General features: G+C 44.6%; 29 protein-coding genes. 2 read left to right on the top strand and 27 right to left on the bottom strand.

Annotation, left to right across the window (positions count from 1 at the left end; translation table 11 throughout):
- Positions 1–15 precede the first annotated feature (15 nt).
- The 18 genes from ACRD7A_RS11865 to ACRD7A_RS11780 form a co-directional block, all read right to left on the bottom strand.
- A complete protein-coding gene (locus tag ACRD7A_RS11865) occupies positions 16–1,056 on the bottom strand; it encodes a hypothetical protein (RefSeq protein ID WP_430811262.1) in 1,041 nt (346 codons plus the stop codon).
- A complete protein-coding gene (locus tag ACRD7A_RS11860) occupies positions 1,056–2,744 on the bottom strand; it encodes a tail fiber domain-containing protein (RefSeq protein WP_430811263.1) in 1,689 nt (562 codons plus the stop codon). Before ACRD7A_RS11860 ends, ACRD7A_RS11865 begins: the two co-directional genes overlap by 1 nt.
- Positions 2,741–4,786: a hypothetical protein gene (locus ACRD7A_RS11855; RefSeq protein WP_430811264.1), complete on the bottom strand. Its 2,046-nt coding sequence runs from the start codon at positions 4,784–4,786 to the stop codon at positions 2,741–2,743. Before ACRD7A_RS11855 ends, ACRD7A_RS11860 begins: the two co-directional genes overlap by 4 nt.
- Complete coding sequence (locus ACRD7A_RS11850; RefSeq protein WP_430811265.1) at positions 4,786–6,852, bottom strand: hypothetical protein; 2,067 nt, start codon at positions 6,850–6,852, stop codon at positions 4,786–4,788. The genes ACRD7A_RS11855 and ACRD7A_RS11850 overlap by 1 nt, the downstream gene beginning before the upstream one ends.
- The gene (locus ACRD7A_RS11845; protein WP_430811266.1) at positions 6,839–7,162 is read right to left on the bottom strand and encodes a hypothetical protein; all 324 of its coding nucleotides are present in this window, start codon (positions 7,160–7,162) and stop codon (positions 6,839–6,841) included. Before ACRD7A_RS11845 ends, ACRD7A_RS11850 begins: the two co-directional genes overlap by 14 nt.
- Before the next feature lie 44 nt (positions 7,163–7,206).
- On the bottom strand, positions 7,207–7,524 hold the full coding sequence (locus ACRD7A_RS11840) for a hypothetical protein (protein ID WP_430811267.1): 318 nt from the start codon (positions 7,522–7,524) through the stop codon (positions 7,207–7,209).
- 64 nt (positions 7,525–7,588) lie between these two features.
- Complete coding sequence (locus ACRD7A_RS11835) at positions 7,589–8,020, bottom strand: phage tail tube protein (RefSeq protein WP_430811268.1); 432 nt, start codon at positions 8,018–8,020, stop codon at positions 7,589–7,591.
- Between the two features lie 16 nt (positions 8,021–8,036).
- A complete protein-coding gene (gp17, locus tag ACRD7A_RS11830; RefSeq protein WP_430811269.1) occupies positions 8,037–8,435 on the bottom strand; it encodes a tail completion protein gp17 in 399 nt (132 codons plus the stop codon).
- Positions 8,419–8,904, bottom strand: coding sequence for a hypothetical protein (locus ACRD7A_RS11825; RefSeq protein ID WP_430811270.1), 486 nt, complete (start codon positions 8,902–8,904; stop codon positions 8,419–8,421). Before ACRD7A_RS11825 ends, gp17 begins: the two co-directional genes overlap by 17 nt.
- Entirely contained in the window at positions 8,904–9,218 is a 315-nt protein-coding gene (locus ACRD7A_RS11820; RefSeq protein ID WP_430811271.1) for a head-tail adaptor protein, read from the bottom strand. The genes ACRD7A_RS11825 and ACRD7A_RS11820 overlap by 1 nt, the downstream gene beginning before the upstream one ends.
- Positions 9,215–9,727, bottom strand: a complete 513-nt coding sequence (locus ACRD7A_RS11815; RefSeq protein ID WP_430811272.1) for a head-tail connector protein — start codon at positions 9,725–9,727, stop codon at positions 9,215–9,217. The genes ACRD7A_RS11820 and ACRD7A_RS11815 overlap by 4 nt, the downstream gene beginning before the upstream one ends.
- Positions 9,728–9,805: 78 nt before the next feature.
- The gene (locus ACRD7A_RS11810) at positions 9,806–11,437 is read right to left on the bottom strand and encodes an HK97 family phage prohead protease (protein WP_430811273.1); all 1,632 of its coding nucleotides are present in this window, start codon (positions 11,435–11,437) and stop codon (positions 9,806–9,808) included.
- Positions 11,430–12,680, bottom strand: a complete 1,251-nt coding sequence (locus tag ACRD7A_RS11805) for a phage portal protein (RefSeq protein ID WP_430811274.1) — start codon at positions 12,678–12,680, stop codon at positions 11,430–11,432. The genes ACRD7A_RS11810 and ACRD7A_RS11805 overlap by 8 nt, the downstream gene beginning before the upstream one ends.
- Positions 12,677–14,404 carry a terminase large subunit gene (locus ACRD7A_RS11800; RefSeq protein ID WP_430811275.1) on the bottom strand — a complete coding sequence of 576 codons (1,728 nt, stop codon included), beginning with the start codon at positions 14,402–14,404 and terminating at the stop codon, positions 12,677–12,679. Before ACRD7A_RS11800 ends, ACRD7A_RS11805 begins: the two co-directional genes overlap by 4 nt.
- A complete protein-coding gene (locus ACRD7A_RS11795) occupies positions 14,404–14,730 on the bottom strand; it encodes a P27 family phage terminase small subunit (protein ID WP_430811276.1) in 327 nt (108 codons plus the stop codon). The genes ACRD7A_RS11800 and ACRD7A_RS11795 overlap by 1 nt, the downstream gene beginning before the upstream one ends.
- Positions 14,731–14,856: 126 nt before the next feature.
- On the bottom strand, positions 14,857–15,234 hold the full coding sequence (locus ACRD7A_RS11790; RefSeq protein WP_430811277.1) for a hypothetical protein: 378 nt from the start codon (positions 15,232–15,234) through the stop codon (positions 14,857–14,859).
- Between the two features lie 2 nt (positions 15,235–15,236).
- A complete protein-coding gene (locus ACRD7A_RS11785; protein WP_430811278.1) occupies positions 15,237–15,614 on the bottom strand; it encodes an HNH endonuclease in 378 nt (125 codons plus the stop codon).
- Positions 15,586–15,966, bottom strand: a complete 381-nt coding sequence (locus ACRD7A_RS11780) for a hypothetical protein (RefSeq protein ID WP_430811279.1) — start codon at positions 15,964–15,966, stop codon at positions 15,586–15,588. Before ACRD7A_RS11780 ends, ACRD7A_RS11785 begins: the two co-directional genes overlap by 29 nt.
- Before the next feature lie 142 nt (positions 15,967–16,108).
- Between ACRD7A_RS11780 and ACRD7A_RS11775 the strand changes: the two genes are divergently transcribed.
- Complete coding sequence (locus tag ACRD7A_RS11775; RefSeq protein ID WP_430811280.1) at positions 16,109–16,306, top strand: type II toxin-antitoxin system HicA family toxin; 198 nt, start codon at positions 16,109–16,111, stop codon at positions 16,304–16,306.
- Positions 16,307–16,337: 31 nt separating this feature from the next.
- Complete coding sequence (locus tag ACRD7A_RS11770; RefSeq protein ID WP_430811281.1) at positions 16,338–16,745, top strand: hypothetical protein; 408 nt, start codon at positions 16,338–16,340, stop codon at positions 16,743–16,745.
- Positions 16,746–16,805: 60 nt separating this feature from the next.
- Here the strand turns inward: ACRD7A_RS11770 and ACRD7A_RS11765 are convergent, their stop codons facing one another.
- The 9 genes from ACRD7A_RS11765 to ACRD7A_RS11725 form a co-directional block, all read right to left on the bottom strand.
- Positions 16,806–17,078 (bottom strand): hypothetical protein, encoded by a 273-nt coding sequence (locus tag ACRD7A_RS11765; RefSeq protein WP_430811282.1) that lies wholly within the window; start codon positions 17,076–17,078, stop codon positions 16,806–16,808.
- A gap of 641 nt (positions 17,079–17,719) precedes the next feature.
- Positions 17,720–17,914: a hypothetical protein gene (locus ACRD7A_RS11760; RefSeq protein ID WP_430811283.1), complete on the bottom strand. Its 195-nt coding sequence runs from the start codon at positions 17,912–17,914 to the stop codon at positions 17,720–17,722.
- A gap of 1 nt (position 17,915) precedes the next feature.
- Positions 17,916–18,290 carry a hypothetical protein gene (locus tag ACRD7A_RS11755; RefSeq protein ID WP_430811284.1) on the bottom strand — a complete coding sequence of 125 codons (375 nt, stop codon included), beginning with the start codon at positions 18,288–18,290 and terminating at the stop codon, positions 17,916–17,918.
- Positions 18,277–18,435, bottom strand: coding sequence for a hypothetical protein (locus tag ACRD7A_RS11750; RefSeq protein ID WP_430811285.1), 159 nt, complete (start codon positions 18,433–18,435; stop codon positions 18,277–18,279). The genes ACRD7A_RS11755 and ACRD7A_RS11750 overlap by 14 nt, the downstream gene beginning before the upstream one ends.
- A gap of 9 nt (positions 18,436–18,444) precedes the next feature.
- On the bottom strand, positions 18,445–19,044 hold the full coding sequence (locus ACRD7A_RS11745; RefSeq protein ID WP_430811286.1) for a P-loop NTPase family protein: 600 nt from the start codon (positions 19,042–19,044) through the stop codon (positions 18,445–18,447).
- Entirely contained in the window at positions 19,029–19,772 is a 744-nt protein-coding gene (locus tag ACRD7A_RS11740; RefSeq protein ID WP_430811287.1) for a DUF6291 domain-containing protein, read from the bottom strand. The genes ACRD7A_RS11745 and ACRD7A_RS11740 overlap by 16 nt, the downstream gene beginning before the upstream one ends.
- Positions 19,773–19,774: 2 nt before the next feature.
- Complete coding sequence (locus tag ACRD7A_RS11735) at positions 19,775–20,485, bottom strand: hypothetical protein (protein ID WP_430811288.1); 711 nt, start codon at positions 20,483–20,485, stop codon at positions 19,775–19,777.
- An 18-nt stretch (positions 20,486–20,503) separates the two neighbouring features.
- The gene (locus tag ACRD7A_RS11730) at positions 20,504–21,787 is read right to left on the bottom strand and encodes a PcfJ domain-containing protein (RefSeq protein WP_430811289.1); all 1,284 of its coding nucleotides are present in this window, start codon (positions 21,785–21,787) and stop codon (positions 20,504–20,506) included.
- Entirely contained in the window at positions 21,784–22,218 is a 435-nt protein-coding gene (locus ACRD7A_RS11725; RefSeq protein ID WP_430811290.1) for a PcfK-like family protein, read from the bottom strand. The genes ACRD7A_RS11730 and ACRD7A_RS11725 overlap by 4 nt, the downstream gene beginning before the upstream one ends.
- Positions 22,219–22,223 lie beyond the last annotated feature (5 nt).

Raw genomic sequence — 22,223 nt, 5'->3', positions numbered from 1 at the left:
ATTTTTTTAGTTGATTTATATAAATAGGGGGTTGAGTGCGAATGGGAAAAACTCGAAGTATCCAACTTGAAGGTTTGGGTCTACTCCAGCAACATTCTTCCATGTAGCTGCGGCTTTGTAAGATAAGTCAGGTTGAAAATGATGAGATGCACTTAAATCTCTCACAAATTCATAAGCAGTATTTCCATTAATAATATTAAGGTCAAAGTCACCAACTTTTACCTGATTGGCGTTGTTTTCTCGGATAACAACGTTGAGTGTACCGTAATAGCCGCGAGGTTTTACGTTGATCCTAACCCTATCCTCCCCAGGGGCTGTCTGGTAAACTGTAAAGGTTTCAAGGTAAGGACTGTCTTGATCACCACCTGTAACGGGAATGTTATTCCAAAAACTATTAACAGTAAGAGGTATCTCATTCGTCTTAGATCCTCTGGGTAAGCTGTATCTTGAAACCCCGGTATTTGCACCTTCAAACAACTTTGCACCATCTGCAAGAAAAAATCTTACATTGACCTCATTGAGGTTTACATAGTTCTCAAGGTTAATATTTACACTAGCTTCACCAACAGGGGCGGATGCCCAATTGATAAGGCTGTCATCCGCAGCGTCCCTTATCTCTACACCAAGACCCAACCCCAAATCAGCAATAGTAACCTGCGTATCTGACGTTATTGGGGCAAAGGCAACAAACTCATGCCCATTTCTATTAATAGCTTGACCAATAGATGCATATGGTACCACAACAGGATATTCAGCACCGTGATAGTATCCGCGAAAGTGCCCCATGCGGTAAGGGGAATCAACCCCCCCCAGCGGCTTTCTGTAGCTCCACTCTTGTGTGTCTGTGCCATTATAACCAGGCACATACAGGCTATACCAATTGTCATTGCCACTATACCACTTGTCTGGGTTTGAACTTTCGTAACGTATAGGTTTTCTCTTAGAGTACCTGTTAATATTACTACTTGAACACAGATCCGTAACCTTATTGCTCGAAGCACCAAGTGCATTTCTTACCATTGTAGTTGTTATGCCAACTTCGGGTAGTACTGCCATTATATTATTAGTTTATTAAGTTTCTGTTTCAAATCCCTATTCTCTCTCTCAAGTCGCTCAATGCGCTCAGTATTGCTCTCTGTACGCCTATTCACCGCCTTAATTCCCTCAACTAGCAAGCCTGTTACACCTGCATTGTTGATTGATAGATAGCGGTCTTTACCGCCTCCATGCACCGCTTCGGGGAGTACTCGCTGTACGTGCTGCGCGATAAGTCCTGCTCTGCGCTCTCCATCTTTGAGGTAAGTGCAGCCCTTGAGTTGATTAATGCGCTGTAATGGGTTGCGGATGAGCTTGAAGTTGCTCTTTAGGCGAATGTCGGAGTAGGCGGTTACTTCGCCAGAGGCAAGGATGTTGCCAGACACATCAAGAGCTTCGGTGGGGATATTACCATCCCCAATTCTAACTGGTAGATTAAAATTGTTGTGGCTATATCCTCGTATAGTGAGACTTTTTACACCGCTACTGTCTTTTAATTGAAAATAGCCACCAAATTGATTGCTGTGAAGAAGGGCTTTACCATTACTCCCAGTTATCATATTATTAAACGTCCAACTCCCTGCAATAACTGCATTCTCCGCCTTTTTTGGGAAAGCACTTGCATGATAGCTATCTAAGGTATCAGCATCCACATTAAGAGCATCCACAAAAGCCTTAGTTACACCGGTACTCCAATTGCCCCAGTTGTAAGCCGTGCTCCACTGGCTGCGCTCTGTGTCGGTAATAAAACGGTGTGAGCTATCCTCTGTAATCATCGATGCCGGGTGGCTGGCCGGGTGCGTGTACTTATTAAAGTTGGCTGTTACCCATGCCTCGCTGGCAATGTTATTGTACACATCGTTGTCGCCAAACACCCAGCGGCCTGTGCTGGCTCTAAAGAATATTCGCGCCTTATCGTCAACCCCATTGTCGATTATCAAGCCTGAGTCAACAAGGCTGTTGCCGTTGTTCAACTTAAGCAGTGCATCGTCGATGATGATGGTTCCGCTGTTTATCTGCGACACCTCGCCATAGATGTTCAGGTTGCGAACGCTAAAGTCGGTTGCTGAACCGCCACCCAGCGGATGATAGCTGCTATTGTGATTGTGCCCCACTGCTGCCTTACCATCCAGTGCGCTTTGTAGGCCTGTAACGTGACTTATTGTGTGTGTATGTGCCGATGGGGTGAATGTACTGGGCTTGCCTGTAATGCTACTCCAACTATGGGCGTGAGCCGATGGCGCATAAGTGGCCGGCTTGCCTGTTATCTTCCCCCAGTCGTGCCCGTGCCCTGCTTCAAATAGTGCTTGCGTACCATGCGCCAGCCATGTGGGTTTATCGGCCAGCTCGCCCCATGTAGATGCACCACCCACGCTGCCATCAACCGACAAAATGCCATTCGCATCTATGGCAAGGCCGCTGCCTACTTTTATACCGCCCAATGTGGCGGCGGTGGCCACGGGCATGGCATCCCAAATACTGGGTATATCTGCACCGGCAGCGTAGGCCATAACCTCGCCGGTTGAGGCGAATGATTTGTTGACAATTAACGCATCATTCACCTCGTCGTAGGTAAAGAACTGATCGAGCCAGGAAGCTCCCGAGCTATTGGACACCCCAGTGCCTAATGAAGGTCTACCCCCTGCTTTACCATAGATCCGCCCATTCCTGCCGTATTCCTTAGTTTTTAATGTTTGCCTAAATATCATGTCATCGGTTTTACTTCCTGAAGCGTAGTATGAATAGTGTCGTCCTGGTAATCTATTACGCCACCTGCTGCCACCATAATGCAGTTACCCAGGTAAGATGTATCTTTCACCGGCCTAAGCATGTCAAAAGTATTAAGCCTAACCTTCAGTACATTACAGGGTGTAGCATAGTTATCCACAATTTGTTTTAATACCCAGTATTCTGAAGAAGATGCACTAATGCCATCTTTTTGAAAGGTGGTAATTGCAAAGAAATTGATGCCATCAGCAGAGTGAAATATTGCACCCCGCTGATTTGGATTTGAAACCTTAAAATCAGGCTCCTTTAGCAGTGTACCTATCCGTGTCTCTATTTTATGTCCTTTATTTTTGTAGCTTGAATCTAATTTTAATTCGCTTGATTTTACCAACGAACTCAGGTCAGTGTTATAAAAGCTTGCCGTTGTATCAACAATGTCAATTGAAATGTCGTAGATTCTCAACTTATCAGGTAATGGTGATGAAAAATTAAACGATCCTGTCCAAACGGAACTGCTAATAACCACACTTAAAGGCTGCCCATTATATGCAGTAGCGCTATTCTCACCAACAAAAAAATTAAAATCGACTTCTGCATCTAACATCATATCACACCCATTTCTTCTTGGTAGTTGGAAGTTTTCTGGAGGGCTTGCAAACAGATATTGCGGTTTATCTTCAAGCGTATTAGTATCACGATTGTAAAATTTATCACCACATTTCAAAGCAAATGTAACCTTTGGGAAATATCCATCTGATATACCATCATCCGCATTATTCATCCAACTATCTGCGGTTTGATAATAAAATCGAAACCCTATCCTTATATTACTACCATTCATTAAATGAATTGGCTGCTGCTTCGATTCCAACACCGGTACTTGTGTATTATCCGCAGGCGGAGCCCATTCAAAATAATACTCCGCTTTACCCAAGCCTTCATCATCAGGGTATGCCATTACAAATTGCGAATCATACACATTGTAATTGATGTAGTTAACATGATGCGAATAATTTTCTGTTGACCATGGGAATTCCTTATGAGGGTAATTACTGTTGCCGGTTTTATTCAAATATTTACCAACATCCCCTACCACACCATCAAATATATATTCTATGCAATATGGGTCATACTCAAGATCTTGACTATTTATAGCCGTTAATTTACTCTTCCCTTGTCCAGTTCCACGATAACCAATTGCACTAATTTCTACTGCACTCAGATCTACATTCTTGTTGCCCTGTTTGGATAAATCAGGCAAAATGTAGTGATAAAAGCTATTTGCTGAGTTCGCCTTTGCCTGCCTCTCAATGGGTAATATGTATATATCATCCTCCTTGGTTATCAGGTACACACCATTAGCAATCAGTATATTTTCAAGCACCTCTCTTATACTCGATGTTTCAAAGTCCTCATCAATCCAGTTAGCGTTATTAATATACTCATCAGCAAGGTAATTACTTGATAAAGTGCCCTGCTCATCATCAATGACTAAATCAAAAAGTGTGGTCAAATACAGGTTCTCATACTCCAAGCCAATAGCATTGAAAATGCGAGCGAAAACATCCCTGATATTATCAATACCATAATAATAATCCCCATTATCCTGAATGTAATTTAGCCGATCTGTGATTGAAAACCCATTATTAGCAGTCAGCATAACCTCAACCCCTACCTCGGTACTTATAGAATAATCTTCTTCGTACAGCTCGGTATTCAAATAACCGATAAAATTCACAGCTCCATCACGGTAATGCACAACCTTAAATCGCTTTAATTCCGAGGTGAAAAAATTATCCAAATACCCTTCACTGCCTTTATATACAAAAGTTAAAGTAGCGCCACAGCTGCGTATAGGCTCATACCCTAGCTTTACTTCAGGGTATTCCACTCTAAATGGCTCATATCCTGAATAAACCTCTAAAGCACCACTGTCAGTTGCCTTGGAAGCATCACGTATCTCAACTCGATTAGAAATGCCATTCTTCGACTTCCACTCATAAAATAGCTCTAGTCCGTACATTAAAATCTCCTTTTCTTGGTTTCAAAATTCTGGATTGAACCATACAAGTCAGCGCCTTTCAGCACGAAAAGAACATCCCCACTTAATCCCTCATTAACGGGCTGAATAAGCTGCTTAAGCTTGTTTAATGGTGCAATCACTTCTGGGTTACTGGCTGCGCCTGAGTACTCACCCACCCGGGCCAGTGTTTCACCATACACAATACCACCACTGGCAAAGGCCGGCACCTTCGATTTGAACAAGCCTGTAATGGCTGCAAGGCCAATTGAGGCAGTGGCCAAACCCAGGATTCCCTTCTTTGACTCACCCGCAATCATACCCGCAATAGCTTGCGCCAACAGGCCGTTAATTATCTGACGAAACCCGTCGAGCATAGATACAACCAGGCCTTTAAACGATACCTCGCCGGTTTCGAACATGTCCACAAAAGCATCGGAAAGTGTGTTAATACCTCCTTCGAAGGTTTGCACCAATGCACCCGTATCGCTTATGCGTGCGCCCAATTCATCCCAGTAGTCCAGTATCTTTTCGTTGGGCTCCTGGTTATCCATAGCTGCCAAAGCAAAGGGGTTCACCTCCTTATCGTTGGTTACTTTAAAGCCTTTTTTCTTAAACTTCACCTGCGAACCAACATCTACACCTTGTTTGCTTTGCAGCCTATCCATTGAGGCCGTGTAATTATCCACCTCGTTGGTGGCATCTTTATAAAGCTTCAGCTTTTTCTCAAGTGCGGCAATCTGGTCATTAATGCCGGCAATCTCTTCCAGCGAAGCGGTCTTTTGCTTTTCTTGCAAGGCCTTTATCTCAGCTTCAATGCTGGCAATGTTCTCAAGCTGCTCTTTAGTGGCGGCTTTGGCTTTTTTTCTGGCAGCATCGCGGGCGAAGTACTCTTCTTTTATGGCCTTCAAATAAGCTCGATAATTCTTAAGCTGGGTATTCCAATGTGCATCACTTTTTAGTGATGAAGCTTCTTTCACCCCTCTTTTTGCTCTTTTTATCTTTTCAGCTGCTATTACAGATTCCTTAATAAGTTCCTCGTCACTTAGCTGAGATACGTCTTTTGTCTTATCTCTGACTTGCTGATAATAATCGTAATGCGCTTTTCGTGCATCTTCCCAACCTTTTTTCATCTTACCCAAGGCCACCGCCACACCCAGCAGAGCCGATGCCAACAACACATAAGGATTCGCTTTTGCTACCGTGTTGAAAGCGGATTGAGCTGCCTTTGCTGTATTTAAGGCAATTACCAAGCCGCCTATGGCCGTAGTGAGCTTCAGTATTAAATCGAAGTTATTGGCTATGAATGTGGCTACCGCCTTGGCATTATCAATAATATCGGGCAAGTTCTCTTTCAGCTGGCCAAACAGCTCATTAAAAGCCGGTGTTAGCTCCTTGCCTATCTCAGCTTTCAGGTTGGCAAAATCGGCTTTTAGCTGCTGGGCTCTTACGCCGGCATTGTCACTTAAGCCGCCGGTGGCTTTCAGCTTCTCGTTAATAACGGCCAAGGCTGCCGAGCTGATATCGCCAGTCTCTTTCATCTTTTCCTTAAGCATGGTCGATGAAAGTCCCAGGTTATCCAAAATAGGAATAGAGTTACGGGCCAAACCGGTTACAATACTCTCAACCATATAATCAACGGATTCACCCATTTTATTGGCCTGAACGGCTGCAAACTGCATCAGCTGAGGCATCTTACTGGCATCAATACCAAACTCGGCAGCTTTAACGGCGGCTTTCATCAACTGAAAGTCGCTGGCTGTGCCTTTGGTTTGTGCGCGCAGCTCGTCCATGTTAACGCCTTTCAACTTATTAAAGGCCTCCTCAACACCCGAAATCTGCCCGGCCAGCTCAACCGCATCCTGAGCATAGGTAAATAGCTCGCGGGCACCAAAGGTAATGCCAATAGCACCGGCCACATTGGCCAGCGAGTTATTAACGCCGTTAAACGATTTACTTATGGCCTTCGCATTTTGCTTGCTGTATCGCGTTGCCTTAGCTAAACCTCTTTTAAAATCGTCGAATTGAGCTTTTAACTCGGCTGTTAACGTAAATTTAGCTTTCCCCATGGTCCATTTTCTTTAGTTGCTTAAGTATTGCTGCGCCTTCCTGCTTTATTTTCTCGCGCTCCTCCTCTGTCAGCTTTACGGGGGCAACCGTTTCGTTATCCCAGTCAAACTTTAGCACTTCGGTTAATTTTAAATTTTTGGAGTAAGGAGCCAATGAGGCAAACATGATGAATCGTGTATTTTCCATCTCACGCTTCAGGTTATTGTAGTATTGCTTGATGATAGCCTCAACTTCCAGTTCCGAAATTTCATCTAAAAAGTAAGCGGGAGCGATACCGGTATTCACACATATACCATACACGTCTTGCATGGTCAGTATCTGCTTATCCTCGTCAACCTCCTGGTTGCCCTCATCTACTTTTTTTTTACCTCATCGTCCTCATTGAGTTTATTAAAGGCCAGCACCACGCCATCAAAGGTGCTTTCGTCATCGGCCAAGTCAATAAAACTCTCAAAGCTGTAATCAAAGTTTTTGTTCTTGCACTTCAAAAGTTGGTAAAGGAGGTAAAACACTTCGCCCTCGTTGGTGGGGTCAAGTTTAAAAATCGATTTCTTAAACATCATCTCCCAAACAATCTGAGCGCGTTTACTCTTCTGAATTATGTAGGTATTGCCCTCTATCTCCACTGTAACTTGCGGGTTGAGCGCGTTTAAATCGTCTTTCTTTTCCATTTTTTTGTATTAAAAAAAGCCCCAATGACGTATCAAAGGGGCTACAACCATCAATTAATCACCCTTACGGAATAGCAGCCACCTTTGCCAATGCGCCTTTTCCCTTGTACGATACGCTGTAAGTCACCGCTTCACCATCGCCGCTTGACAATGAAATGCTGGTGATAATGGCCGTACCTACCAACTGCATAGCGCCAGTATCAATGGCATTGGCACCTGTTTTAATGGCCGATACCAGGCGCACTGGCGTACCTGCCAACCACGCATCAAAAGCTTGCTCAAAGCCCTGTGCATCTTCCATGTCGAACATAGCATCGCAGCTCGCCGTCCAGTTTTTTCGCCCGGCCAGAAAGTCATCCCAACCGCCAGTATCTTTATTACTAATGTCAATCTCGCCCGTGCCCATATCAATGGTGTGGCTTTTGGCGTGACCTACGTGCTTTTCAGCTGCATCCGCGCCAATAAATAAGTGCAGATCAGTTCCGTTTATTACCATAGCTGTCTTTTTAAAATTATTGAACTTTAATATTGAATACGATTACTTGCTGATAAGCATCGTTCTTGTCTTTGTCAATTACATAATCCTCGTCATCATCCACCCGCCTTATTTGGTTGATGGTAATGCCTTCAATGGTTCCGCGCGTGGCTTCCATGGTCTCCAGTATGGCTTGTGCAATATCAACCGACTGGCCATAGCTTTTCGCCTGTATCTCCACCGCAGAGCGAATGTTGTCGAAGCCTGTTTTGTCCTTGGTGTACTCCGAATTGCCACCATCGCGAATAACCGTAATGTAGGGTAAGCTAACGCCCTTGGGGGCAATTATTGGGTAAACCTTATTGCCTACATTGGCAGCCAGCTCGGGCATGCCGCTTATTATGGAAATAACTGCTTTATTAATCTTTAGACTCACGGCTTTTTCTGCGTTTATTGGCACGGCTCACGTACCTGGTGAAACTTTCAAATACTTCCTGCTCTATCGATTGTTCTACATTGTTGCGGCTGGCTTGTATGGCATCGTCCCAAAAGTTATTGCCCTGTATGCGCCCGGTGCGGTGCACAAACTTCCGCTTTGTAATATATCTGCGCTCGTCGGTACCTGCGTTAACAATGTACCCAAGCTGGCCTTTCCACTTGCCAAATATTCGCGCCCCAACAAATACACTTGCATTGGGCGAGTTGCGGGTTGCCCTAACGCCTATCGAGCGCCTCAACTTTTTATAGCGCGTACCATTCAGGTTCTTTTTCGCAGCAAGCACCAAGGGGCGGGCAGCTTTCTTAAAAGCTCCACGCAAAATAACCAGTTGCTGTTTGCTACGCAGCTGGTTAAACAGCTCGTCAAGCTCCTTTCTGCCAAATATTTCAATGCCTATTCCGTCCATTACACTTTGCTTGTAATCAGCTTCATCTCAACATTTCGCCCAAGCGGATCAACGCCAATTATGTTGTACTTAACACCCTCGTGTACCAGGATACAATCTTCGTTAACGCCGCGGCGGTACCTAATGCGCCATTCAATGCGTTGGCTGGAGTTCTTTTTGTTTAAGCTCTCACCCTCGTCGAATGATATGCCTCTTCTTGCGGCCTTTAAGCCTCGGATAAATAGCACCTCCTTTTCAACTTCTGAGTTATAATCGTCCTCAGTTTTTTCAATGCGGTATATATCAACCGTATGCCTTAATGCTCCTGCTCTCATACCCAATAGCTTCTTATAAACTGGTTAATTAATCCTGGTATCAGGTGGGTTTGGCTCACGATAGTACCAATCACGATAGCCGATCGCTCCGGGTCGAACAAGTCAGCCGCTTTAATGATGATGGCCTGCTTCAGTGCAGGCGGCAGGTTCTTGTAACCACTCTTCCAGGTAATGGTATAATTGCCCCGCTCCGGAAATGTAATAGTAAAGGCCGAATAAGTGGCATGCACCTTGCACTGGTCCTTTACATCCACGCCATCGGCATTGGTAACGGTGGTAAGCGAAAGGAAAGGGGCGTTATTCACAATCTCCACCTCGCTCTCTTCCACCTCCAGCACGCAGTCGGTCACTTCCACATCGGCGCAGATGTAGCCGCTTATGTAGTTTGTTGCGGCCTCAATTAGCGAGCGTATGTAAGCATCATCCTCCACATGCTCGGGCTCAATGTTCAGTTGCTTTTTTACTTCCGCCTCCGTTACCCGGTAGGCCGTTACGGTTTTTTCAATCATAGCTTTGTCAGTTTTGACTTGGTGGGTGCAGGCCAACCCAATAGCCTACACCCTTAGAAAAATGGAAAAATCAAATAATTACGCAGCCTGATCCAAATCGGCAGACTTAACCACCACCAAAGGATTGCACAGCGCGGCATCCATCAGTTTATTTACAGTCACGTAAATAATACCCTGCTTGGCACCAGTCAGCTTGTCAACAATCACCTCGGTTTTGTTCCAATCGGCAGTTGCCAAACCTGCACTCATGTCACCCATAACAACATGCTTCTCGTTGGCGACTTCAACAAAGTTCGAAGAGTAGATGTAATCTAAGCCATCGTAAGTTTCGCCTTTGTATTTTCCTGTTTTCTCAACCAGGAAGCGACCGGATCCGGCATCGATCTTCACATCCTTAGCCTCGAAGAAGGTAGAACGTGTTGACATTACAGAGGTTTCGCCGTCCGAATCAACAGCCGCCTGCAACTTATCAAAGTCAGCTTTTGTTAATTCCGATGCCGCCGCCACTGGGGTTGCACCAGCCAATAGCTTGGTGTAAATGTACTCGTCAAACTTACGGTCAGCGGCTTTCATACCATCCACAATCAGCTTTTGGAAATAAGCATCACCGGCAGCGGCCAGTGTTTCAACGGTAATTTCAAACGTATGTCCGAAACGTTTTGGTTGAAGGATGTTACCCTGTGGCGATACAGTATCGCGGGTATAGGCAGCGCGTTCAGCTACGGTCTGTCCAACTTTTGGCGAACGGTAAGGCAATACAATGTTGCCAACAGCATTGGGGTGGTGGTTGGTATTCAACTGCTCCCAAATCGGCTCTTTACCTTTGATCGACAGCTCTGCCACCGCTTTAGGTATCATCTGCGCCTCGGTGGTAGTGGTACCATCACCGGCGGCACGTTCCAGCACCAGAGTGCCACCGTTATCAGCTTCGGCGGCTTTACGCACCAGCTTCAGGTAGTCGCCCTCTTGCTCTTCTGCGGCTTTGCGTTTCAACTCCTCGGCGGCTTTCTCCGCTTCTTCTTTCCGCTTAAGTTCGGCGTTGGCTTTGGCCGCTTCGGTTTCGGCCTTCTTTTTGGCTTCCTGCTCTTCGGCCAGTTTACGCTCCAATTCCAGTTTATCGGTTTTGGCCTTCTCCGCTGCCTCCTGGCTGCGCTTCAATTCTTCGGCTTGCTCTTGCGCCTTTTTTTCTGCATCTGTCATCGTCTCAGATTTATTAATTTCACTTCGTTTTAATATAATAGCGCCCTTGTAGGCAGCATCGGTTACAATTGCTACATCGCGCAGCTCGTTTATCACCATAATCTCGCGCACTGGCGTTTCTCCCATGTGCAGATCGCGGTAACTGGTGCAGGTGCCCAGAAAAGAACCCTCGAACAAATCACCCCGCTGTACCTGCTCCAAGGTGTCGTTATGCAGCTGCGTTTTTCCCATATTTACCGTGGCCAACAAGCCGTACTCATCCACCTCAAGGGTGAGGGTTCCGGCATTGGTGCGCCCCAGTATCTTGGTATTGTCGTGATGCACCACCGCTTTGGTGTTGCTCATGTCAGCCGTAGCCAGTGCATTGGCATTAATTCGCTCGTAGGCTTTCACACCATCGGCATAGGCAATTGGCTTGTGCGATAATTGCCCAAATACAATGGGATACCAGCTCAGCAGCTTGTTGCCGTCCGAGTCTTGCCGGACCAATACTAGTTTCTTATCATTCATCGGCATTAAGTTTATTGTCCTTTAGTTGCTTATCCACATTGGGCGAGTCCTTCAATAGCTTGTTGTATTTCTCGTACTGCTCAAGCGGTATGTATTGCGCCTGCATAAAGTGCATATCGCCCCACGCTTCTTTTATTGGCTTACCACCAAAGCGCTTAATCACCTGGTTCGGGCTCATCAATCCGGTGGTGGTGGCTTTGGAGTAGGCGTTTACCTTCGACTGGAAGTCAACCTCTAGCAGGTTATCAAAATCAAACTCTACCGTGTAACCTTGCGCCAGCTCTTCATCAGTCAGCATCTTGAAGGCAATCTCCTGAGCATAGATGTTGGCGATAGGTGCCAGCGTGGTTTGCTTAAGCAACAGCATCACGTCCTCAATTTTCTGCTTGCTGTCCATCTCGTTAACCAAAAAGTTAGGGATGGAAAACATGGTGCAGATTTCATCCCGGCTAAACTTCATGGTGCCGATCAGCTCCGCATCGGCAAAGTGAACGGCCAGCGGCAACAGCTTTGAGTTAACAGGAAGCACAGCAGTTTTACCACTTTTCAATGCTCCCTGGTATTTGCTTTCAAAATTGTCACGATCATCCTTAAGCATTGCATATTGCTTCGGATCGCTCACTGTACTTTCAAGCGCCTGCGGTATTACCGCCCTGTTGCGGTAAAAGCTATTCACCGTATCGCTGGCATTCTGCAACAACTTAAGATTAGCCGCCGCTGCCGAAATAGGAGAGAGGCCCATGATAAAGCCGGTATGCTTAAAGTGCAGCATGTCTTTACTTTCAATCCATCGGCTCCTGATAAAGTGGTCAGACTTCAGGCGCGGATCAGCCGCTGTCATCACCTCGTAACGTAAGTTGCCCGCCGGTGTTACCTCGTAGTTGATGATACGCCCGGCATCAATGGGCATCAGCTTGCCGCTGTCCAGTATTTCAACAAATGAATTACCGTAAGTATTACGCTCCCACTCGGCCAGTGCCAACAGTTGCTGCCGATTAATAAAGCTGCTGGGCTTGCCGTTAAACAGCTTGCTAATCTTATGGTCGCTCACCACCTCGCCATTATGCTTCACCACCACGGGCAGGCGGCTAAAGTTATCCGAAAGAATCTTGCAACAGGTGTACACCGCTGCGCCATTCTCCGGCTCTTCGCGCACACTGTGTATCGCATCAGGGTTAAAAACACCCTGCCTAACAATGGTTGGTATGCCCACAAAGCCGTTTATTATGTCTAAAAAATTCATTCTTTATCGCCTAATAAGTGGTTAATTTCATCGTATTCAGTCTCCATGTATGCACCCAGCGCCATAATAAGGGCCATCATGCTATCAATCGGGTTCAGTTGATCATCCTTGGTAATGCGTATCAGGTTTGATGATATGGAGTATTGCACCCGCGCATTGGAGTTACAGTAACGCAGTACCGGGTTTTGCCCCAGGTTTATTTCACCGCCCAATACCAATTTCTCAAGAAACTTAGCCGCCGGAGAAATAAACTTTATTGATTGCGGATAGGCCACAATGTCGCATTGTTTCAGCACATCCAAGTCGCCTTTGAAATGAGCAATAATGTTGTGGGCCGAGAAAGGATCGTACACTATCAACTGTACTTTGAAATAATTCAGTTGCTCGTATATCACCTGTATAATCCGGTCTTCATTGATCCGGTCCTCGTGTGGTTCAATAAAGCCCTCGTTAATCCATGGGCGAAGATCAACCCCGTTGGCCCTTACTGCTTTCTTATCCACAAACCGCATCGGGAAAAAGTGGAAGGGTATAGCGTGCAGCTTCTTTGTTTGGGGATGCTCGGCAATCACAACAAAGGCCGTTAAGTCAACCGCCTGGCTTAAGTCAATGCCTATCCATGCCCGTGCGCCTTCCAACTCTTCCAGCAACACCGGGTCGCAACACTGCAAGTAATCCTCATCTGCAATAAATGGATCTTCCGTGGTCGTCTGGAAGATGTTCGCATTCTTAACCAGAAAGTGTTTCCAGCTACTGGGTAGCAGCTTGGCCTTTTTGCGCATCTCTTCCAAACGATCCGGGCTTATCGAATACCCCAAGCCGGGGTTACTTTTCTCCAACTCTTCAACCGGGCAGGTGGCCGCCTCTTCTTCGCTCTCCATCTCGTAAATCAGGTAGAGGGTACTGTCATCCTCCACCTCACCATCCAGCACCTTGCGCCCCAGTGCCACATTTTCAAAGTACGGATAACCAACCGTTAAGAAACCGGCTGTCGATATTTCCATAAACAGCGGATTCGCCCTGGCACCCATACCGGTAATAATTACCTCCTTCAAATCATCATCAGGGAAGGCATGTGATTCATCATATACACATGCACTCGGATTTTTACCATCCAGTAGCTCCGGTGTGTTGGCAATTGGTTTCAGTATGTGGCTCGAACCGCCATCGTCATACGTCAGCGAGTCGCGGTAAGTCTTAATGGCTTTCTTCAGGCTCTTGTGGCTATTCCGCACTATCGTTTTACAATAGTTCAAAAGCTGCTTAGCCTGGTCAAAGGTGGTGCCGCATCCGTACACCTCAGAGCTCATGCCGCCCAGTTTGGTAAAGAAGATGATAGCGAGTGCAGCGGCAAACATCGTCTTACCGCTCTTCCTACTCACATGAATCAGCGCAAACATAAACACTCGCTTATCACCTCTCCACAAACCAAACAAAGCCTCCAAAACAAAACATTGCCACGGTGCCGGCATAAACTGAGTGGGCCGGTCATCAATGGGAATAGCCATAAAGCAAAAGATCTTTGCTATTCGCCTTACCTCTTCCTCACGGTATTCGTACTTTTCCTTAAATCGTTGGTGGCGTTTTACCGCTTTTACAATCGTCTCGGGTGCAATTTGCTCACCGCTCAAAACTTGCTCCTGGTACTCCGCCGATCTTCTTAAAACCTCATCGGCAAATGCTTCTCTATCTTTTTCAATTGATGGATCATATCTGCCGTACATTATATTTTCTTAAAAGTATCGTCATCATCCACCCCTTGCTTCTTCGACCTATCCAGCGCCGAAGGTGTAAGCATGAGGTCGTTCATTAGCTTCTGCTTTACACTTTGCAGTTTTGTAATCTCAGCCAAAAGCGGATGAGCAACAACTCGCTCATGTCCTTCCCGTGATGTGTGTTTTATACTCACCCCATCTTCTTTAACCGCTTTTTGCATCAAGTCTAACGTCTCGTCGACGTCGACCAGTTGTCTAACCGAGAGGGTGAGTGCTGGCTTCCAAACGCCCAACTCCTCTAGCTTTGCTTTAATCGTCGCTGTCTGTAATGCCATATTGTTATTGTTAAATTATCACCCCCCACCCGCACGGAATTGGATATTTTATAAGCGAGATAGGGGCGTGTGGTTTCCGCTTAAGAGGGTTGAACCCCTTTTACATCCCCCCAGGGCTTACTGCATTTATTCTTTTACTGGAGTAACACGCATGCTCTCCTTGCTCACTCCACTCTCTCGTAATTTTCTTTCTGCATCCTTCTTCCTCTTGAATAAGCCTGGTAATGATTGTGGGTGTCCACCCTTGCCGATGTAAGCAGCTGCAAAGCCTATTGTCTTACTCTTTCCCTTCTTAGCTTTCTTCTCTTCTGTAGGCTTCTGTTCTACTTCCTCGCTGGATCCTTCACCTGATTGCCCTTGTCCTTCTTCCGATGGAGTGTCGGTAGGTGTTTCCTCAGTTGTCTGCTCTTCTTGTGTAGCATCTGTCTGAGTGGTTTCTTCTGTTACCTGTTCGGTGTTCTGTTCTACTTGTTCAGTAGTTTGCTTTTCGTCTTGTTCTGCCATGACTATTTATTGAAATCGTTAAACTTATTCATTAGCGCTCGGCCCTTTCTCATGTTCTCTGGTGAGTATTTACCTTTGGACCGGTTTGTCTTTCTCCTATGGCATGTATCGCATAAGCTTTGGAGGTTATCCCATTGCAGGCCGAGTGTCCACATGTTGTCGAGTGTGAGCGGTTCGATGTGGTCTACAACGGTAGCGGCTATATATCGGCTCTTTACTTTGCAATGCTCACATAATGGATTTTGACGGATAAATGACGCTCTGAGTTGTTGCCACTCCTTCTTGTTGTAGAATCCTGCCCTTGATACCTCGGTCTGTCCCTTCTCTATTCGCTTATCCTGGTTAACAAACTTAAACCGCTTTCTTTCTTTCTCGCTCATGATCTTTTGCTCGCTCGATTCCACGCTTGAACCACTTGCGAATATTGTACACCCATGTTTTGATCTTGCCCGATGCCAGCCAGTGCAGGTATAGAAACATGATCAGCTGGGCTAATAGCATCCACTTGTATTGCTGAAATAGTTCAGGCTCTATGTATGGGAGGGCAATTGGAGCAATAGCCGATATTGACAACAAGAAAAAGAACCATTTAGCAACTGTGCGCCTCTTCATGGTCTTTTCTATCACTTTTACCTTTGGAGCTCGTGCCTCGAATAGCTCAATTCTTAACTCCAACTCCTTTTCGCGCAGCATTAGGTTTTGTTCACGAAGTTCAAGGTCTTTATTTTTCATCTTGCTTTTACTTATAAAGACAGAAAGCGACGAAACGTACGCACGTTTTTTGAAGGAAAATGAAAAATACAGATTTTTTCGTCTTGGATCTTTGTGAATGGTAGTAATTTTACTACCTTTATGTCGTCAAACAATCACAGATATGAAGAGATTTAAAGTAAGAGAAATCATTAAGATGTTAGAAGCCCAAGGCTGGTATATGCATCGGCACAATGGTACAAGTCACAGGCAGTTTAAACATCCAACGGTTAAAGGCAAAGTGACAGTTAATGGCAAGCCGAGCGAAACCTTAAGCCAAGAGATTTTAAACAGTATTTTTAAACAAGCGGGGTGGAAATAACCCCCGCTTTTCAAACTCTAAATCGTAAATTATGCAAAAAATAAATGTTACAATAGATTGGACTGATACAAACTTTAGTGCAACTACTAATGAGGTGGGAGGCGCAGTGATCGTAACCGCTAAAGATCTTGGTAAGCTAAATGAAGAATTTAAAAGCGCTTTTGATTTCCATGTAGAAGGATGTATTGAAGATGGTGACGATATTCCTAACTGGGTTGTCACCGGGGAATATGAATTTGAATACCACTATACAACTGCCGCGCTTTTGCATAAATATGATGGTATTCTTAGCCGTGCGGCTTTGGCTAGGCTGTCAGGAATTAATGAGCGACAAATTGGGCATTATGCTTCAGGACTTAAAACTCCAAGGCCAGCAACCAGAATCAAGCTCATAAACGGACTGCACCAGCTTGGTAACGATCTTATGTCAGTTGTGTGATTGTTTGACACCTTTTTACACAACTTGAGGGTATCTTCTTACGGATACCCTCTTTTTGTTTTAATCGATTGCATAACCTGCTTGGTGGCAGTATTGCTTAAATTCTTCTATCAATCCCTTTTCCATTAAAAAATAATGGGCTTGATTTTTCGCATCCTGCTCTTTTAATAGTTCACTAACGAGCTCGTGTTTATGCTTATTGAGATATAAGGGGTAATTAGCGGCCTGGTTATGCGCATGATACTTTTTTATTGCAGTCATTTCGCTGGCTGAGGGCGTTGCTTGTAAGGTACTATTGTTCGCTTCGCTGCAAGTCTTTCCATTGGAAGTCATTTAACGAAAAATATAAGGGTTAAAATTAAGGACGGTGCTACCGACCCGTTGACTTTCACCTACAAAGGCAGTGGGCGCATTAACGCTCCACACGGGAGTAGCACCGCATATTTTGCGCACAACCGGCAATGCCAGTAGCACCAATTAGCAAGTGTACTTGCCTTTGTAAATGAAAGTCATTGCAAACTTAATATTTTTCCGATGAAAACAAACACCAAAGCCGCTAACCTTATGCAATAGCGCATTAAAACGCGCCATGCATCGTTGTTATGTGCCATTTAAAAAGACATTCTTCTATCATAACCAATTCTGTTTTCAGAACGACATCTACTACTGCAAAAATTAATTGAGTTTGTAGTTATTGATTGTCCTCTATCATTTGGAACAACCTCGCCTCTTGTTATTACCTTGCTACATTCTGTACATCTGTATTCACCATATTTTAAGTCGGATTGCTCAGTAGCTATTGTTTGGTTTAATCCATTTACGTATCTCATTTCAATTAATTTTTTTATACGGTTAAAAACGGCACATAACAATGTGTATAAGTAATGGCACGTTAAAGTTTGTGGCAAAAATCAAAGGTTCGGTGTATGTGCCACTACTCATACACTCAACGTTAGCTACTATCAGCTACCGCCCTATAATATTCTTCTTCTGTAGCCTTTGTAAAACTCAAAAGGATCTCCCTCTATCCTGGTAGTTTCAAGTTTTATCTCAGCAACTTCAATTTTGCTCATATCACCATTTGATGTTCGTGTCACTAGAGACTGACCGATTGAATAGGTGACAGGTTGCATGTTAAATGCTTCTGTTATCCAATGTATTTTACTCATATCAATTCGTTTTTATTTTAAATATTCTACTCAATTCATCTTCATGCTGCTCGATGTATGCCAGCGCGCTAAAATCGCTTTGCTCTTCGCTGGTATCAAGCCCATACAAGTATTCCTCTTGCTTCTGGCTTTCGCGGATCGCCTCGGTTCGCAGCGTTCGCTCGGTGGTCCATGCTTGTTTTTTCTCAGTAAGTATTATTTCGTGCAGCACATCCATTGGGCAAAATCCACGGGCATCAATCACTTCGGCTTTTTTAGCGTAAAAGGGGTGAAGCTCTTCGTATCGAGACAGCATGTTTTCGCGCTCCTGGCTGGTGAGCTCCTGATACGGCGTGTACTTTTCATCATTTAGGTAGTTAGGATCAATCTTTCTCATTAGCTACTGATTTTACAAGTTCGTAGGCATTATCTATCAAGCCACGTATTACCTTCGATTTATCTGTTTTGGCGCAGTTTACCAGGTAGTCAACTTTCTTTCGATCTGCTTTACTAAGCTTTATGTTTATGCGTTCAGTTTTCATTAGGATGTGTTATTTTCGTAATGATTCGCCTTCGAATTTCACAACTCTGCAAAGACGTATTAAGCGATCAAGCGTTCGGTTGTCGTACTTTTCGAGCATCTGCATGCTACTTAGGTTTGTTGAGAAAAGGCAGACTTTCAAGTTTATTTCAGCTTCGTTGATGAGGTTCATAAACGGATAGTACTTCACCCCATAGTCACTTGTTTCGGGCTCGGCTCCTACCTCATCAACCGCATATGACCAACGCCTCATAAACGTACTTTGCTTTAACTTATCTGGCAGCTGCTGAATATGTACCGGCTCGGTAACTTTCCGAAAATGATGCAGAAACAATAGCGGCAAAGCAAACATCACAATATTGCTTTTCCCTCGTCCGCAATCACCCGACAAAAGCAAACCTTTTCCCCGGTTGTTACTCATCCAGTCGGCCACCTGGTCGTATTCTGGTAGCCAAACTATTTCCGCCGTTGTATCAACCAGCTTAAGTGCATCGTGAAGCAGCGTTCTGCATTGCTCAATAGTTCCAAACGAAAATTTTGTTGCTTCACGGATCTTAAATGTTTGATTATGCTGACGCATGTTATCGTATGTATCTACCAATCTTTGCATTTTCTGTTATTTGAGGGTTGATAATGTTTTTGTCCGGGTTTTAATCCTTTGCCCTTATTCTTAAGCCACTTTTGATATTTCTCATCCGTATCGGGAAAAACAACACCTTGCCAGCCTGCCGAAAAGCAATCATCCATCAACTCGATGGCAAAGGCTTCCTCATACTTACCAAGTTTGTTTAGTGAAATCTGCAAAGCGGCTTGTATTTTCTTCTTCCACTTCGGAGAGGTCAATAGTTGATCCCATGATTTCATGAACTTATCAGATGAATAAGGAAAATCTAATTTCATAGGTGGTTTTCCCCTCTTAGGGGATTTAGGGGTACTTTTCTTTTCATTACCGTTAGGTAATACATTATCATTAACACTTACATTAACATTATCATTTACGGTTGATTTTGTTGAGGTTTGTTCAACGCTTTCAACATGTGTTGGCATTTGTTCACTTTGCTCAACACTTGTTGACTCTTGTTGCCTTTTGCGTGCACTTGCCTTCCCTGCCTCACTTCGTTTTTTCTTAATCTCTTCATATTTCTTCAGATCCCTTTTCAAGCCTTGCTTAATTGGTTCGAATGCAATCTTTACAATGATATCGTCCGTTTGAGGATTATTGTCATTCACGTATTCAAGAATATGCTTGAACAATGCACCGGCTTTATCATCGGGCAACTGGCTCACCGTGTGGATGAGGTCAGTGTATAAGAGGAATGATTTTTTATCTACTGCCATGGTTATTCAAATAAAACTGGGTTTAATTCATACTTTGCCTGCTCTCTGACCAGCCATTCGCTTGATTTCCTATGCATGGAAATATCCTTCTCACAAGAATCTAAAGTGAGATTCATTCCGAGCTTTTTGTTTAACTCAAGAATGGCCACGCCGCTACTTCCGCTTCCCCGATGCGTATCAAGTATCTTCCATCCGTTTTCCGCGTAAGTCTGAAATGTCCATAGGTATAACTTAACTGGCTTCTGTGTAGGATGAATACGAAATTCATTAAGCCTTTTATTGCCTTGCTGAAGGTGGCCCTCTTTGATGCTTTTGCCTTGTAACATGCCGTTCCACATAAAGCGGAAAAGCCTAACGGATTCGTGCATGCTACAAAAAGCTATTTCACAATCAGAGAAAGAAGAGTTGCCATTAACTTTATCCCATATTATTCTACCAGGGGTAAAATCCCATTCAAAATAATTGCACCCCCAAATAATTTGACGTTTAGAAACCCGAAATAACTCTCTGAAATACTCCTTTCCTGGTACTTCCCAAGTTTCCATCTCTTCATAATTCTTGCGCTTAACATTGATAGAACTTTTCTTTTTGCCATAAAACATGCGTTTTTCGGGTTCACTGAAATAAGGCGGATCAACAACTGCCAAATCATAATATTGGTCAGGAAGTTCTTTCATGAAGGCAACGCAATCTATAGGGTGATAATTAATCATCAATATGCTATTAAAGGGTTACACTGCCACCAGCTTAGCTATCTGTTCCATATTCTGCTGCACAACGGCCAGTATCCTATCATGGTGCTCACTGGCTTTGTTGTACTTGCCCCGTGCCTGCACTACCTTAAATTCTTTCAGGTTTATTTCGATGGTTTCAACCGGACGGTCCTTGATTCGCGCCGACATTATCAGCGAATCTTCACGGGTAAAGTACTTGTTTGAAAACACACAATGACTAAGCGCATCGGCCTCGGCTTTAAAATCATCAATGCTGGTCATTGCCTTAATGCACAGCTCGCCATCCTGAAACTGAACGCCAAACAAATGACCTTTCTCGCGCTTATACGATTCCTGATAATTAGCATACTCACGCTCTTTTTCCAAGCGCATGCGTTCATCGCGTATCCTGTTCTTTTTAACCAACAACGCATCATGCTCTTTTTGCAAATCATCCGGACAGATGTATTTGGGATTCCGCACATCCTTGCCGAAATAATGGAGCAAGTTCAGATAATCGAACCACGTGGTGGCATCCTTAATAATGTAGCCATGGCGAGTGCATACATTAATGCTCTTCCAGAAGTAGCCAATATCTCGTTGGCGGCTGTTAATGTTAGCCAGTACACTAATTTGCTTCGTTTTCAAAAGCGTTTCGGCACGGTTACTGGTCAACAGTTCAGTAAACAACCACTGGGGCGCAAAGCCGTAGAAATGTCCGTTAAAGCCGTTGCGCCTTATTATGGGCAACACCTTTCGCCCGGGGCACACTTTCCAAGGACCAATACCCTGCCTTATCTGGTGCGACCATGTTTCGGTGCGTGGCTCTAAATCGCCAAGGCACCACTGGTCAACAATGCCACTCATGGTATTGGCCGGCTTCATTAAGCTTTTCATTTCACCGCGTTGATTAATCCAGTGCTGCATCACCTCGGTTATGTTGAAGTGGCTCGGTTTCTTTTTTCTAAAATGCTGATCAAACAGAAACATCCTGATAACCTGATAGCCACCTTTTGTGGTAATTACGGCAAAGTAGGCCGATTCCTTATCTACATGCGTTTTATCGGTATATTTCAGCTTATTGCTGCATGCCGGGCAGATGCAACCATCTAACTTAACAGCCAGCAATGGCCTTTCTTCCCATTTATGCCCGCAGCTAAGGCAAAAAGTACGATTGCGCGAAATCACCACATAATCCTGATACAAAGTTTTAAAAGCCCAATCCTTTTGCTTCTCGCTGATGGGCGGCAGTTGCTTACTTAGCTTGCAGATCTGCTGCTGAAAAAGTGTTTTTGGCTTCATCCGAATAAGCTTGTTTGGGTTATCGAATTGGGTTGATTATTGGCCTTTGCTGCTTTGCGTGTTAGCTTTTCTTTTTGCCGCGCCACCTCCTCGGCAATGGCTTGCTTTTTGGCTTCTTCCTTCGCCTGGGCTTTCTCCTCATCGGACAACTCAACAAACTGCTTTGCAGGCCTATTGGTAACCACCCTGCACTGCACCGGCTTACCCACCTTAATGTTATCCTCATCGTAATAGTGCGCGGCCATGGCGTAAACTTCATCAGGCGCAAAGGCATTACAGCCGCTTGCCTTCACTGTATTAATTATGTAGGTAATGCAATCATCAATGCTCTTACCCGCTTTGGCATAATTGGCGGCAAATAATGCATCGCTGGCCGCCCTGGCTTCCAGTTCCGCCTTAATAATCTGCTTAAATTCTTGGGTTGACTTCATAATTC

The organism is Carboxylicivirga longa (genome assembly GCF_050589825.1).
GTDB lineage: Bacteria > Bacteroidota > Bacteroidia > Bacteroidales > Marinilabiliaceae > Carboxylicivirga > Carboxylicivirga longa.
Note: the sequence above shows the minus strand (reverse complement) of the source record. Positions and strands in the feature narration are given on the sequence as shown.

What these genes read in the sequence shown, in the direction of transcription:
- ACRD7A_RS11865 (WP_430811262.1), bottom strand. Translation starts at nt 1,056, where the DNA reads ATGGCAGTACTACCCGAAGTTGGCATAACAACTACAATGGTAAGAAAT.
- ACRD7A_RS11860 (WP_430811263.1), bottom strand. Translation starts at nt 2,744, where the DNA reads ATGATATTTAGGCAAACATTAAAAACTAAGGAATACGGCAGGAATGGG.
- ACRD7A_RS11855 (WP_430811264.1), bottom strand. Translation starts at nt 4,786, where the DNA reads ATGTACGGACTAGAGCTATTTTATGAGTGGAAGTCGAAGAATGGCATT.
- ACRD7A_RS11850 (WP_430811265.1), bottom strand. Translation starts at nt 6,852, where the DNA reads ATGGGGAAAGCTAAATTTACGTTAACAGCCGAGTTAAAAGCTCAATTC.
- ACRD7A_RS11845 (WP_430811266.1), bottom strand. Translation starts at nt 7,162, where the DNA reads ATGCAAGACGTGTATGGTATATGTGTGAATACCGGTATCGCTCCCGCT.
- ACRD7A_RS11840 (WP_430811267.1), bottom strand. Translation starts at nt 7,524, where the DNA reads ATGGAAAAGAAAGACGATTTAAACGCGCTCAACCCGCAAGTTACAGTG.
- ACRD7A_RS11835 (WP_430811268.1), bottom strand. Translation starts at nt 8,020, where the DNA reads ATGGTAATAAACGGAACTGATCTGCACTTATTTATTGGCGCGGATGCA.
- ACRD7A_RS11825 (WP_430811270.1), bottom strand. Translation starts at nt 8,904, where the DNA reads ATGGACGGAATAGGCATTGAAATATTTGGCAGAAAGGAGCTTGACGAG.
- ACRD7A_RS11820 (WP_430811271.1), bottom strand. Translation starts at nt 9,218, where the DNA reads ATGAGAGCAGGAGCATTAAGGCATACGGTTGATATATACCGCATTGAA.
- ACRD7A_RS11815 (WP_430811272.1), bottom strand. Translation starts at nt 9,727, where the DNA reads ATGATTGAAAAAACCGTAACGGCCTACCGGGTAACGGAGGCGGAAGTA.
- ACRD7A_RS11810 (WP_430811273.1), bottom strand. Translation starts at nt 11,437, where the DNA reads ATGAATGATAAGAAACTAGTATTGGTCCGGCAAGACTCGGACGGCAAC.
- ACRD7A_RS11805 (WP_430811274.1), bottom strand. Translation starts at nt 12,680, where the DNA reads ATGAATTTTTTAGACATAATAAACGGCTTTGTGGGCATACCAACCATT.
- ACRD7A_RS11800 (WP_430811275.1), bottom strand. Translation starts at nt 14,404, where the DNA reads ATGTACGGCAGATATGATCCATCAATTGAAAAAGATAGAGAAGCATTT.
- ACRD7A_RS11795 (WP_430811276.1), bottom strand. Translation starts at nt 14,730, where the DNA reads ATGGCATTACAGACAGCGACGATTAAAGCAAAGCTAGAGGAGTTGGGC.
- ACRD7A_RS11790 (WP_430811277.1), bottom strand. Translation starts at nt 15,234, where the DNA reads ATGGCAGAACAAGACGAAAAGCAAACTACTGAACAAGTAGAACAGAAC.
- ACRD7A_RS11785 (WP_430811278.1), bottom strand. Translation starts at nt 15,614, where the DNA reads ATGAGCGAGAAAGAAAGAAAGCGGTTTAAGTTTGTTAACCAGGATAAG.
- ACRD7A_RS11780 (WP_430811279.1), bottom strand. Translation starts at nt 15,966, where the DNA reads ATGAAAAATAAAGACCTTGAACTTCGTGAACAAAACCTAATGCTGCGC.
- ACRD7A_RS11775 (WP_430811280.1), top strand. Translation starts at nt 16,109, where the DNA reads ATGAAGAGATTTAAAGTAAGAGAAATCATTAAGATGTTAGAAGCCCAA.
- ACRD7A_RS11770 (WP_430811281.1), top strand. Translation starts at nt 16,338, where the DNA reads ATGCAAAAAATAAATGTTACAATAGATTGGACTGATACAAACTTTAGT.
- ACRD7A_RS11765 (WP_430811282.1), bottom strand. Translation starts at nt 17,078, where the DNA reads ATGACTTCCAATGGAAAGACTTGCAGCGAAGCGAACAATAGTACCTTA.
- ACRD7A_RS11760 (WP_430811283.1), bottom strand. Translation starts at nt 17,914, where the DNA reads ATGAGTAAAATACATTGGATAACAGAAGCATTTAACATGCAACCTGTC.
- ACRD7A_RS11755 (WP_430811284.1), bottom strand. Translation starts at nt 18,290, where the DNA reads ATGAGAAAGATTGATCCTAACTACCTAAATGATGAAAAGTACACGCCG.
- ACRD7A_RS11750 (WP_430811285.1), bottom strand. Translation starts at nt 18,435, where the DNA reads ATGAAAACTGAACGCATAAACATAAAGCTTAGTAAAGCAGATCGAAAG.
- ACRD7A_RS11745 (WP_430811286.1), bottom strand. Translation starts at nt 19,044, where the DNA reads ATGCAAAGATTGGTAGATACATACGATAACATGCGTCAGCATAATCAA.
- ACRD7A_RS11740 (WP_430811287.1), bottom strand. Translation starts at nt 19,772, where the DNA reads ATGGCAGTAGATAAAAAATCATTCCTCTTATACACTGACCTCATCCAC.
- ACRD7A_RS11735 (WP_430811288.1), bottom strand. Translation starts at nt 20,485, where the DNA reads ATGATTAATTATCACCCTATAGATTGCGTTGCCTTCATGAAAGAACTT.
- ACRD7A_RS11730 (WP_430811289.1), bottom strand. Translation starts at nt 21,787, where the DNA reads ATGAAGCCAAAAACACTTTTTCAGCAGCAGATCTGCAAGCTAAGTAAG.
- ACRD7A_RS11725 (WP_430811290.1), bottom strand. Translation starts at nt 22,218, where the DNA reads ATGAAGTCAACCCAAGAATTTAAGCAGATTATTAAGGCGGAACTGGAA.